Annotated in this window: 7 protein-coding genes; 3 read left to right on the plus strand and 4 right to left on the minus strand. The window is 64.3% G+C overall.

The window, feature by feature from the left end:
• Positions 1 to 8: 8 nt before the first annotated feature.
• From narJ to AC2VNO_RS00125, 4 genes are all read right to left on the minus strand, one after another.
• The gene (gene narJ / locus AC2VNO_RS00110) at positions 9 to 803 is read right to left on the minus strand and encodes a nitrate reductase molybdenum cofactor assembly chaperone (RefSeq protein WP_486932239.1); all 795 of its coding nucleotides are present in this window, start codon (positions 801 to 803) and stop codon (positions 9 to 11) included.
• The gene (gene narH / locus AC2VNO_RS00115; RefSeq protein WP_486932240.1) at positions 796 to 2,358 is read right to left on the minus strand and encodes a nitrate reductase subunit beta; all 1,563 of its coding nucleotides are present in this window, start codon (positions 2,356 to 2,358) and stop codon (positions 796 to 798) included. The genes narJ and narH overlap by 8 nt, the downstream gene beginning before the upstream one ends.
• Complete coding sequence (locus AC2VNO_RS00120; RefSeq protein WP_486932241.1) at positions 2,355 to 6,119, minus strand: nitrate reductase subunit alpha; 3,765 nt, start codon at positions 6,117 to 6,119, stop codon at positions 2,355 to 2,357. Before AC2VNO_RS00120 ends, narH begins: the two co-directional genes overlap by 4 nt.
• Positions 6,120 to 6,316: 197 nt before the next feature.
• Positions 6,317 to 7,603, minus strand: a complete 1,287-nt coding sequence (locus tag AC2VNO_RS00125) for an MFS transporter (protein WP_486932242.1) — start codon at positions 7,601 to 7,603, stop codon at positions 6,317 to 6,319.
• 198 nt (positions 7,604 to 7,801) lie between these two features.
• Here AC2VNO_RS00125 and AC2VNO_RS00130 point away from each other — a divergent pair, with 198 nt between their 5' ends.
• The 3 genes from AC2VNO_RS00130 (at position 7,802) to AC2VNO_RS00140 (ending at position 12,283) form a co-directional block, all read left to right on the plus strand.
• Positions 7,802 to 9,694, plus strand: a complete 1,893-nt coding sequence (locus tag AC2VNO_RS00130) for a histidine kinase (RefSeq protein ID WP_486932243.1) — start codon at positions 7,802 to 7,804, stop codon at positions 9,692 to 9,694.
• Between the two features lie 6 nt (positions 9,695 to 9,700).
• Positions 9,701 to 10,366, plus strand: coding sequence for a two-component system response regulator NarL (gene narL, locus AC2VNO_RS00135; RefSeq protein WP_486932244.1), 666 nt, complete (start codon positions 9,701 to 9,703; stop codon positions 10,364 to 10,366).
• Between the two features lie 285 nt (positions 10,367 to 10,651).
• Positions 10,652 to 12,283 (plus strand): MFS transporter, encoded by a 1,632-nt coding sequence (locus AC2VNO_RS00140; RefSeq protein ID WP_486932245.1) that lies wholly within the window; start codon positions 10,652 to 10,654, stop codon positions 12,281 to 12,283.
• The last annotated feature ends 34 nt before the right edge of the window (positions 12,284 to 12,317 follow it).

A 12,317-nucleotide genomic window follows, 5' to 3' on the forward strand; every position in this document is an offset into this window, starting at 1 on the left:
GTCTCCTGTTAACCGTTCACACGAGGTGCATTCGCCTCGGGTGACATGATCCGCACCGTCTGGCTCGGGGTCTGCCGCTTGCGCTCGGCCAGTCGCCGCCCTTCGGCGGACTGCAGCGCGCAATCCTCGTCGGATTTGGCGGAGAAACGCACCGCCTCCTCCTCCCATACCGCGTCCAACGCTTCGGGGGTGTCGTCGCGCTTCTCGCCGACCACCGCCTCGCGCTGCGCCTCGACGTCGTCTTCGGCATCGATCAACGCCAGCAGGGCACGGGTGACCAGGGCCTGGTCGGCGCCGCGCTCCTCGAGGCGTGCGGTGAGCAGCGCCAGGATGTGGCGTATCTCGCCCAGCCAGCGGCCGATCTCTTCATCGCTGCGGGTGGAGAGATACTCCAGGAACAGCGGCAGATAGTCGGGCAGCTCGCGAGCGTCGAGCTCGAAGCCGGCGGCCTTGTACTCGTCGATCAGGTCGACCATGGCCTGGCCGCGGTCGCGGGATTCGCCGTGGACGTGTTCGAACAGCAGCAGCGAGTGGGCGCGGCCCTTGTCGAACAGCGCCACGTACTCGGACTGCAGCTCCAGCAGATCGGCCTCGGAGAGGCGCTGACACCAGCTCATCAGGTCGGCCTTGAGCGCCGCCGGCAGGCGGCGCTCGACGTAGAGCGCTTCGATCAGCTCGTCCACGGCGCCCTGCAGCGCCTCGGTGGGGTAGTCCAGCAGGCGGGCCAGCACGCGCAGGCTGCGCATGCCAAGCTCGGGCTGAACGGCGATATCGGCGGACAGTTGCAGCGCTGCATCAGCCATTGTGAGTCTCCTTGGTACCAGTTTTCGGGTCGAAGACGTCGACCGGCTTCACCAGCGAGCTGGTCTGCTTGCGGCCGTTGAACAGGCTCGGTTTGCTCTCGCCGTGGCAGCCATCGCCGAAGCTGAAGCCGCAGCCGCCGCGCTCGGGGAACGCTTCGGTGGCCATTTCGCGGTGGCTGGTGGGGATCACGAAGCGATCCTCGTAGTTGGCAATGGCCAGATAGCGGTACATCTCCTCCACCTGGGCTTCGCTCAGGCCGACGGCGTCGAGCACCTCGGTGTCGTGCTTGCCTTCGACGTGACGGTTGCGCATGAACACGCGCATCGCCATCAGCCGCTTGAGCGCCAGCACCACGGGCTCTTCCTCACCGGCGGTGAGCATGTTGGCGAGGTACTGCACCGGGATGCGCAGCGACTCGATCTTGGGCAGCACGCCTTCGTACTCGACCTTGCCGGCCTCGGCGGCCGACTGGATCGGCGACAGGGGCGGCACGTACCAGACCATCGGCAGGGTGCGATACTCGGGGTGCAGCGGCAGCGCCAGCCCCCAGTCCATGGCCATCTTGTAGACCGGGCTCTCCTGGGCGGCCTTGATCACGTTGTCGGCAATGCCGTCACGCTTGGCCTGGGCGATCACCTCGGGGTCGTTGGGGTCGAGGAAGATCTCGCGCTGGCGGTGGTAGAGGTCGCGCACGTCCGGCGAGCTCGCCACTTCCTCGATACGGTCGGCGTCATAGAGCAGTACGCCGAGGTAACGAATGCGGCCCACGCAGGTCTCGGAGCACACGGTCGGCATGCCCGCTTCGATGCGCGGGTAGCAGAAGATGCACTTCTCGGACTTGCCGGTCTTCCAGTTGTAGTAGATCTTCTTGTACGGGCAGCCGGAGATACACATCCGCCAGCCGCGACACTTGTCCTGGTCGATCAGGACGATGCCGTCCTCTTCGCGCTTGTAGATCGCGCCGCTGGGGCACGAGGCCACGCACGTCGGATTCAAGCAGTGCTCGCACAGGCGCGGCAGGTACATCATGAAGGTGTTTTCGAACTGACCGTAGATGTCGGCCTGCACCTTCTCGAAGTTCTTGTCCTTGCGCCGCTTGGCAAACTCGGTGCCGAGGATCTCCTCCCAGTTGGGGCCCCATTCGATCTTCTTCATGCGCTCGCCGGAGATCAGCGAGCGGGGGCGCGCCACCGGCTGGTGATCGCCCTGCTTGGCGGTGTGCAGGTGCTGATAGTCGAAGTCGAACGGCTCGTAGTATTCGTCGATCACGGGCAGGTCGGGGTTGGCGAAGATGTTCGCCAGCACCCGCCACTTGCCACCGATACGCGGCTCGATCTTGCCGTCGGGGCGACGCAGCCAGCCGCCCTTCCACTTGTCCTGGTTCTCCCACTCCTTGGGATAGCCGATACCGGGCTTGGTTTCGACGTTGTTGAACCAGGCGTATTCCATGCCTTCACGGCTGGTCCAGACGTTCTTGCAGGTGACCGAGCAGGTGTGACAGCCGATGCACTTGTCGAGGTTGAGGACCATGCCTACCTGGGAACGAATCTTCATTTCACGGTCTCCTGCACGCTGTCGTTGCCTTCGCCATCCAGCCAGTCGATGTTCTTCATCTTGCGGATGAGGACGAATTCATCGCGGTTGGAGCCAACGGTGCCGTAGTAGTTGAAGCTGTAAGAGAGCTGCGCGTAGCCGCCGATCATGTGGGTCGGCTTCGGGCACACCCGGGTCACGGAGTTGTGCATGCCGCCACGGGTCTTGGTGACCTCGGAGCCCGGCACGTTCACCTGGCGCTCCTGGGCGTGATACATCATCACCATGCCGTCCTTGACCCGCTGACTGACGATGGCTCGCGCCGTGATCGCGCCGTTGGCGTTGAACAGCTCGATCCAGTCGTTGTCCTCGATGCCGATCTCCTGGGCGTCGTTCTCCGACATCCAGACCACCGGGCCGCCGCGGTTGAGGGTCAGCATCAGCAGGTTGTCGCTGTAGGTGGAGTGGATGCCCCACTTCTGGTGCGGCGTGATCCAGTTCAGCGCCTTGGTCGGGTTGCCGTTGTCCTCCGGCATGGTGAAGCCGGTGATCGTCTTGGTGTTGATCGGCGGACGATAGGTCAGCAGGCTCTCGCCGAAGGCACGCATCCAGGGGTGATCCTGGTAGAACTGTTGGCGGCCGCTCACGGTGCGCCATGGAATCAGCTCGTGCACGTTGGTGTAGCCGGCGTTGTAGGAGACGTGCTCGTCTTCCAGTCCGGACCAGGTCGGGCTCGAGATGATCTTGCGCGGCTGGGCCACGATGTCGCGGAAGCGGATCTTCTCTTCGTGCTTGGGCGTGGCCAGGTGGGTGTGGTCGCGTCCGGTGATCTTGGACAGCGCGTCCCACGCCTTGACCGCTACCGCACCGTTGGTTTCCGGCGCCAGGGTCAGGATCATCTCGGCGGCGTCGATGGCCGTCTCGATCTTCGGTCTGCCCTTGTGCGGCCCTTCGGTCTTGCGATAGTTCAGCTTGCCGAGCAGCTCGACCTCGGACTCGGTGTTCCAGGCGATGCCCTTGCCGCCGTTGCCGATGGTCTCGAGCAGCGGCCCGATGGAGGTGAAGCGCTCGTAGGTTTCCGGGTAGTTGCGCTTGACCTCGATCAGTGCCGGCATGGTCTTGCCGGGGATCGGCTCGCACTCGCCCTTCTTCCAATCCTTCACTTCAGGCTGGGCCAGCTCCGCCGGGGAGTCGTGCTGGTGCGGCAGGGTGACCAGATCGGTCTCCTCGCCCAGATGGCCCACGCACACCTCGGAGAACGCCTTGGCGATGCCCTTGTAGATATCCCAGTCGCTGCGCGACTCCCACGCCGGGTCGGTGGCCGCGGTCAGCGGGTGGATGAACGGGTGCATGTCCGAGGTGTTGAGGTCGTTCTTCTCGTACCAGGTCGCCGTCGGCAGCACCACGTCGGAGTAGAGACAGGTGGATGACATGCGGAAGTCCAGCGTGACCACCAGGTCGAGCTTGCCTTCCGGCGCCTCGTCGTGCCACTTCACCTCTTCCGGCTTCTGGCCGCCCACCTCGCCCAGGTCCTTGCCCTGGATGCCGTGGCGGGTACCCAGCAGGTACTTGAGCATGTACTCGTGGCCTTTTCCCGAGCTGCCCAGCAGGTTGGAGCGCCACACGAAGAGGTTGCGCGGGAAGTTCTGCTCGTTGTCCGGATCCTCGGCGGCAAACGCCAGCTCGCCGCTCTTGAGCTGCTGGACGGCGTAGTCCTTGGTCGACATGCCGGCGGCCTCGGCGGCCTTGGCCAGGCGCAGCGGGTTGGTACCGAGCTGCGGCGCGGAGGGCAGCCAGCCCATGCGCTCGGAGCGCACGTTGAAGTCGATCAGGCTGCCGCTGTAGTCGGCCGGGTTGGCCAGCGGCGAGAGGATTTCCTTGATCTCGAGCTTCTCGTAGCGCCACTGGGAAGAGTGGTTGTAGAAGAACGAGGTGGAGTTCATGTGGCGCGGCGGACGCTGCCAGTCGAGGCCGAAGGCCAGCGGGGTCCAGCCGGTCTGCGGGCGCAGCTTCTCCTGGCCGACATAGTGGGCCCAGCCGCCGCCGCTCTGACCGATACAGCCGCACATGATCAGCATGTTGATCAGGCCGCGGTAGTTCATGTCCATGTGGTACCAGTGGTTCATCGCGGCACCCACGATGACCATGGAGCGACCCTGGGTCTTGTCGGCGTTGTCGGCGAACTCACGGGCGATACGGGCGACCTGCTCGGCAGGTACGCCGGTGATCTTTTCCTGCCAGGCCGGCGTGTAGGGACGGATCTGGTCGTAGGAGGTGGCGCCGTCGTCTTCGCCTTCCTTGCCGAAGCCACGGTCGATGCCGTAGTTGGCGCACATCAGGTCGAATACGGTGACGGCCAGGATCTCAGTGCCGTCGGCCTTGGTCAGGCGCTTGGCCGGCAGGCTGTGGAACAGCAGCTCATTGCCCGCCACGTGGTCGAAGTGCTCGTGGGCGATGCCGCCGAAGTAGGGGAAGGCCACCCGAGCCACATCGTCGTGGCTCTCGGCCAGGGTCAGCAGCGGCTTGATCTCTTCGCCACTGGCATCACGCTCTTCGAGGTTCCACTTGCCCTGGTTCTCTTCCTTCTCGCCCCAGCGGAAACCGATGGAGCCATTGGGCACGACGAGGCGGTCGGACAGCTCGTCCCACGCCACGGTCTTCCACTCGGGGTTGTTTTCCTGACCCAGGTTGTCGGCAAAGTCGCTGGTACGCAGCTGCTTGCCGGGCACGAAGCTGCCGTCCTCGCGGGCTTCGAGTTCGACCAGGAAAGGCATGTCGGAGTACTTGCGCACGTACTCGGTGAAGTAGGTGCTGGGCTTGTCGAGGTGGAATTCCTTGAGGATCACATGGCCCATGGCCATGCCGAGCGCGGCGTCGGTACCCTGCTTGACCGACAGCCACTCGTCGGTGAGCTTGGAGACTTCGGCGTAATCCGGGGTGATCGAGACGGTCTTGGTACCCTTGTAGCGCACTTCGGTGAAGAAGTGGGCGTCCGGGGTACGGGTCTGGGGCACGTTGGAACCCCAGGCGATGATGTAGCCGGAGTTGTACCAGTCGGCCGATTCCGGCACGTCGGTCTGCTCGCCCCAGGTCTGCGGGCTGGCCGGCGGCAGGTCGCAGTACCAGTCGTAGAAGCTCATGCACACGCCGCCGATCAGCGACAGGTAGCGGCTGCCCGCGGCGTAGCTGACCATCGACATGGCGGGGATCGGCGAGAAGCCGATGATGCGGTCCGGGCCGTACTGCTTGGCGGTGTAGACGTTGGACGCAGCGACCAGCTCGTTGAGCTCGTCCCAGTTGGCACGTACGAAGCCGCCCATGCCGCGGGCACGCTTGTACTGCTTGGTCTTGGCCGGGTCGGAAACGATGGAGGCCCAGGCGTCGACCGGGTCGCCGTGCTGCTGCTTGGCTTCGCGCCACAGCTTGAGCAGCGGCTTGCGGATCAGCGGGTACTTGAGGCGGTTGGCGCTGTACATGTACCAGGAGTAGCTGGCGCCACGCGGGCAGCCACGCGGCTCATGGTTGGGCAGGTCAGGACGGGTGCGCGGGTAGTCGGTCTGCTGGGTTTCCCAGGTGACCAGGCCGTTCTTGACGTAGATCTTCCAGCTGCAGGAGCCGGTGCAGTTCACGCCGTGGGTGGAACGCACGACCTTGTCGTGCTGCCAGCGCTGACGGTAGCCGTCTTCCCAGCCACGGGACTCCTCGCGGGTCTCGCCATGGTCGTTGGCAAAGGGCTCGCGCGCCTTGCGGAAGAAATTCAGCCGATCTAAGAAGTGACTCATGGTCGTCTCCAGGCTTCTTGAAGTATTGCGTGGCACCCGGGCCACCCTGCCTGCCATGTCGTGCGACGTGTTCCACACGACCGCCGGGGCAGGTTCTTGAAGCGAATTCTGGAGCAACGAAAAGCGGATTACTGCCAGGTTACCTCTATATACACCCCCTCTACCCACAAGGTGATAGACGCACCGATGAAAGGGGGTTAGCCCGCCTGGGCACGTACGCCATCCCACAGCATGACCAGCATGCACACCGCCAGCGCGGCGTAGAGGAACATGAAACCGGCGGTGCGCAGGCCGACCCACTCGTTGCCGAACACGAACATCAGCGGCAACAGTGCGGCGAACAGCCCGCCCAGGGCCAGCGCCAGCCCGCCCGAGCGCACCATGTCGTCGCCGTGTTCGCGATACAGCAAGCACATCAGGCTGCCCTTGCCGATACCCATGGCCAGCCCCATGACGGCCAGCAGCACGATGAAGCCGGCCAGCGGCATGGAGAAGCGCAGCGCAATGTCGCCATGCACGCCGTGGATCTGCATGGTGAAATCTGGGTAGGAGAGCAGGAACAGGCAGGCCATCACGCAGGCGCTGACCCACCAGCGCAGATCGAGAAAGCCATGCCGGTCGGCCAGTGCCCCACCGACGATCTGACCGACTCCACCCGACAAGGTAAACACCAGTGCCCAGAGCGCCGCCTGCTTGAGCGACAGGCCATACTGGGCGGCGAGGTAGCCCGGCAGCCACAGCGCCAGCGCCACGAAGGCGCCATAGAAAAAGCTGTAGTAGAGCGCCAGACGGCAAACCGCGGGGGGTGGCAGCCAGCGGCGGGCAGGCGTGTCGCCCCTGCCACCGGCCTCGAGTTCGTCCCAGCCGTTATCCGGTTCGGTTCGCGACACCCTGGGCGCATCATCGGCAAACACCCATAACAGCAGTGCCACCAGCAAAACCGGCAACAGAAACAGCTTTGGCGCCATGGGCCAGCCATAGGCCTGGCTGATCAAGGGCAGCAAGAAGTAGGTAAGCCCGGCGCCCAACATACCGGCGCCGTAAAGCCCCAGTGCCAGCCCGGCATGGCGCCGCGGGCACAGCGAGGCCACGTAGACCAGGCCGGCGGCCAGCGAACCGGCCCCCAGCCCCAGCCCCGCCCCGGCCAGCAGAAATTCCAGGTACACATCCGAGTGCGCGATGGCCCACAGCAAGGGGCAGATCAGCAGCAGGCAGCCGATCATCACCCGCCGACCGCCGACCCGGCGCGCCAACGCAGCCATGGGCAAGGCCGCCAGCGCCCCGGTGAACATGGGCATGGCCAGCAGCAGGGCAAACTGCACTTCACCGAAATGCAGCACCTGCTTGAGCTCGACGCCCAGCACGGCAAAGATGGTCCAACTGGCAAATACCAGTGCAAAGGCCAATGGGGAAAGCAGAACGACCACCAGCGCGCGATAGTCGACCTGCGGATCCAGCACGGAAGCTTCGACGGCAGGCTGCATGAACGGAAAGTCTCAGGGTGTGGTCGAAGAGATTCTCGTTCGCGCCCCATGTCAGGTCAAAAGGGCAAGCGAGGTACCTCTTTGGTAGCAGCCCGCCCAATCGCCCGGTAGGATGCCCCACCCTCCCCTGGGGTATAGTGGCGACAGGAGATATAGTGCCGCCATACCCTGCGACTTTGCTGGAGACGCCCACCGTCAATGAAACTGCTGCAACGTTCCCTCGTGGCCCGCATCGTCGCTTCGCTGCTGGCGATCAGCGCCATGGCCCTGATCAGCATCGTGGTTACCATGGCCGTCGCCGGCGGCAGTCGTGGCGATGCCGCGGCGATCAACGTCGCCGGCTCACTGCGCATGAATACCTACCAGATCGTGGCCGCCCTGCAGCGTTACGAGCGTATTCCTTCGCTTGAAAACCGCGCAGAGGTCTATGTTCTCAAGCGTCGCTTCGAGGAGCGCCTGGCCAGCGATGAACTGACCGGTGCCATTCCCGTTTCCGAGGCCCACGAGCTGCGTCGCCAGTACCGCTTGATCCTGGGGCGCTGGCACAACGAACTGGCGCCTCAGGTCAGCGAGGCAGTAGCCAGCCAGTACGTGCCTATCGATCCGCTCAACCACACCTTGGACGGCCTTGTGGGCGACATCGACAGCATGGTCAAGCAGCTCGAGCACAATACCGAAGCCAAGATTCGCCTGCTCAGCGCCCTGCAGATCCTGTTCCTCGGGTTGACGGCCGTGGTCGTCGCCATCGCGCTCTACGATATTCGCCACAACCTGGTAGCGCCGCTGCGCCAACTGATGGTGCTGGCCCGTGAAGCCGCCCGCCACAACTTCTCGCTGCGTACCCAGCTCAAGGGAAACGACGAGCTGGCCATGCTCGGCAAGACCTTCGATACCATGTCCGAGGAGCTGGGCTCCAGCTATGCCGAACTCGAGGCTCACGTGAAGCGCAAGACCCGTGAGCTCGAGCGCAGCAGCGAGGTAATGCAGATTCTTCACGACGGCAGCCGCTCGCTCTACGGCGGCGGCAACGACCTGTGCACCAGCGCCGCGCCCATGCTGCGGCGGGTGGCGGAGCTGCTCGACATCGGACCCATACGGCTGTCGCTCAACGACCCCCATGCCGACCGCCAGGTGCCGATACTCGCCACCCATGCGGCGCGCCGTCCGGACTACTGCCGCGACCACGACTGCCATGCCTGCCTGATCTCGCCCAAGGCCGTGCGCCTGACCGACACCGAAGACGGCGACTGCCTGCTGCTGCCGGTAAGCGTGGGCGACGAGATGCTCGGCACGCTGGAAATCTGGCACCCAAAGGATGAGCGCCTTTCCGAAAGCGTGCGCCGCCTGCTCAACGCCCTGGCCGACCAGTTGGCCACGGCGGTGTATCTGCAACGGCGCATCGAGGAGGAGCAGCAGATCTCGCTGATGAACGAACGCACCATCATCGCCCGCGAGCTGCACGACTCCCTGGCCCAGTCGCTCTCCTATCTCAAGATGCAGGTGGCACGGCTGGAGCGCATGCAAGCGAAGGAGGCTCCCCGGGAGATGCAGGCGGCGGTATTCGACGAGCTGCGCACCGGCCTCAACAGCGCCTATCGTCAGTTGCGTGAGCTGCTCACGACGTTTCGCCTCAAGCTGGAAGGGCCGGGCCTGCAGTCGGCCTTGCAGCAGACCACCGCAGAGTTCGCCGAGCGAATGGTGGCACCGGTGGAGCTGCACTACGACGTGCCGCCCCACCTGCTCAACCCCAACGAGGAGATCCACGTGCTGCAGATCGCCCGCGAGGCGCTGAGCAACACGCACAAGCACGCCCAGGCGCACTGGGCCGCCGTTACGGTGGCCTTCATCAACGCCCGCATCGTGCTGCGCATCGAGGACGACGGCGTGGGCCTCGAGAACGACGACTCGCCGCCCATGCACTACGGGCTGATCATCATGCGCGACCGGGCCCATACCCTGAGCGGAGAGCTCAAGCTCTCCAACCGCGCCGAGGGCGGCACCTGCGTGGAAGTGGTCTTCACACCGCAGACAGCGCGCCTGATCACCCGCCAGCCGGCAACCGAACCCACCCTTCACGACCAAGGAAACTGAGACATCATGGGCCAGTCAGCCAACGAGACCCCCGCCAGTATCCTGATCATCGACGACCATCCGCTGCTGCGCCGCGGCGTGGCCCAACTGCTGGAGTTGGAGGACGACCTCCAGCTCATCGGCGACACCGGCGAGCCGCAGCAGGGCGTGCGCCTTGCCGCCGAGCTGGACCCGGACCTGATCCTGCTCGACCTCAACATGCCGGGCATGGACGGTATCCAGACGCTGAAGGCGCTGCGCGAATCGGGCTATGCCGGGCGTATCGTCATGTTCACCGTGTCCGATCATGAGGATGACTTGCTGGCTGCACTTCGCGGCGGTGCCGATGGGTACCTGCTCAAGGACATGGAGCCCGAGGAGATGGTGCGCCAGCTGCGTCAGGCGGCGCTGGGCCGCATGGTGGTGAGCGAGAGCCTCACCGCGCTGCTGGCCGAGGCCCTGCGCAACCAGCGCTCGGCACCGGCCACCCCCGACATTCACAGCCTGACCCAGCGCGAGCGCGAGATCCTGCGCGAACTGGCCGCCGGGCTTTCCAACAAGCTGATCGCCCGCAAGCTCGACATCTCCGAGGGCACGGTCAAGGTTCACGTCAAGCATCTGCTGAAGAAGCTCAATCTGCGCTCGCGGGTAGAGGCGGCGGTGTGGGCCGTGCAGGAAGGCATCGATAGGTAGAAAGCCGGGGGGATACCCCGGTTCTGTGTGGATACCCCCAAAGAACCCAAGGCGCCGGCAAGGCGCCTTTTTTTGTCTTCTCTTTTTGTGCAAAGCAAGAAAAAACACAGACTTACACCAATACCACCGCTACCCCTCAAGAGGTATTTCCCTGATTTTACGGCATTTTCAGCCGGTTTCGCCGCTCTTTCCCCAGGCGTATCTTTGCCTCAACCGAACCTGAATTGATCCCGGTCAGGACGGATGTCGCAAGGCGGGATCAGTGGAAACTCAAGGGGAAACGTCATGGCAAAATCGAGCGCCGATATCGGCAAGCTCGGCGCCGGCAGACCGAAGAATGCCGACATCGAGCACTGGGATATCGAAAACGAACAGTTCTGGGAGCAGGAGGGCAAGAAAGTCGCCTCCCGCAACCTGTGGATCTCCATCCCCAGCCTGCTGATGGGCTTCGCGGTGTGGATGATGTGGGGAATGATCACCACCCAGATGCAGAACCTGGGCTTCCCCTTCGCCGTCGATCAGCTCTTCATGCTGACCGCCATCGCCGGTCTGGCCGGCGCCACCCTGCGTATTCCCGCCTCGTTCATGATCCGCATCGCCGGCGGGCGCAATACCGTATTCCTGACCACCTCACTGCTGATGATCCCCGCCTTCGGCACCGGGGTGGCGCTGATGAACCCCGACACGCCCTTCTGGGTCTTCCAGATGCTGGCGCTGCTCTCGGGCATCGGCGGCGGCAACTTCGCCGCCTCCATGAGCAACATTTCCACTTTCTTCCCCAAGAAGCAGCAGGGCTACGCCCTGGGCATGAACGCCGGCCTGGGTAATTTCGGCGTCACCTCCATGCAGATCCTGATCCCGCTGGTCATGACCGTGGGAATCTTCGGCGCCATCGCCGGCGGCTCGATGGAGCTACAGAGTTCCAGCGGCACCCTGATCGGCCGCATCGAGGCCGGCACCGAGACCTGGATCCAGAACGCCGGCTTCATCTGGCTGGTTTTCCTCATCCCGCTGGCCTTCCTCGGCTGGTTCGGCATGAACAACCTGCGCACCATCACCCCCAACCCCGGCACGCCGCTGCAAGCCTTCGGCAAGATCCTCGGCCTCTACGGCGTGGGCATCGTCGCCACCGTGGTGGGTATCGTCACGCTGCAGTGGCTGGGCATGTGGGTCGCCCTGCCGGTCACCATCCTGCTGACCCTGGGCCTGATGCGCATGATTCCCGGCGACATCAAGCCCAACATCCAGAAGCAGTTCGCCATCTTCTCGAACAAGCACACCTGGTCGATGACGGTGCTCTACATCCTGACCTTCGGTTCGTTCATCGGCTTCTCCGCGGCACTGCCGCTGTCGATCAACGTCATCTTCGGCAACATGATGGAAGTGGCCGCCGACGGCAGCGTGACTCGCGTGGTCAACCCCGACGGCCCCAGCGCCCTGACCTGGGCCTGGATCGGGCCCTTCGTCGGCGCCCTGATCCGCCCCTTCGGCGGCTGGATCTCCGACAAGGTGGGCGGTTCCATCGTCACTCAGGTGATCTCGGTGGTCATGGTGGTGGCATCGGCGGTGACCGGCTACGTGATGATGCTGGCCTACAACTCCACCGACCCCAACAGCTACTTCGCCCTGTTCATGCTGCTGTTCGTGATCCTGTTCGCCGCCAGCGGTATCGGCAACGGCTCCACCTTCCGCAGCATCGGCGTGATCTTCGACGCCCAGCAGAAGGGCCCGGTACTGGGCTGGACCTCCGCCGTGGCCGCCTACGGCGCCTTCATCGCCCCGGTGGTGATGGGCGGCCAGATCCGTGCCGGCACCCCCGAGCTCGCCATGTACGGCTTCGCGATCTTCTACGCGGTGTGTCTGGTGATCAACTGGTGGTTCTACCTGCGCTCTGGCGCCGACATCAAAAATCCCTGACGCCGTCGTCCGTGCTTCGGCAACACGCCGAAGC

This window comes from Halomonas sp. TH-94 (assembly GCF_057473365.1).

Bases quoted from the DNA above. Each gene is read 5' to 3' on its own strand.
- narJ (WP_486932239.1), bottom strand. From the start codon at position 803: ATGGCTGATGCAGCGCTGCAACTGTCCGCCGATATCGCCGTTCAGCCC.
- narH (WP_486932240.1), bottom strand. From the start codon at position 2,358: ATGAAGATTCGTTCCCAGGTAGGCATGGTCCTCAACCTCGACAAGTGC.
- AC2VNO_RS00120 (WP_486932241.1), bottom strand. From the start codon at position 6,119: ATGAGTCACTTCTTAGATCGGCTGAATTTCTTCCGCAAGGCGCGCGAG.
- AC2VNO_RS00125 (WP_486932242.1), bottom strand. From the start codon at position 7,603: ATGCAGCCTGCCGTCGAAGCTTCCGTGCTGGATCCGCAGGTCGACTAT.
- AC2VNO_RS00130 (WP_486932243.1), top strand. From the start codon at position 7,802: ATGAAACTGCTGCAACGTTCCCTCGTGGCCCGCATCGTCGCTTCGCTG.
- narL (WP_486932244.1), top strand. From the start codon at position 9,701: ATGGGCCAGTCAGCCAACGAGACCCCCGCCAGTATCCTGATCATCGAC.
- AC2VNO_RS00140 (WP_486932245.1), top strand. From the start codon at position 10,652: ATGGCAAAATCGAGCGCCGATATCGGCAAGCTCGGCGCCGGCAGACCG.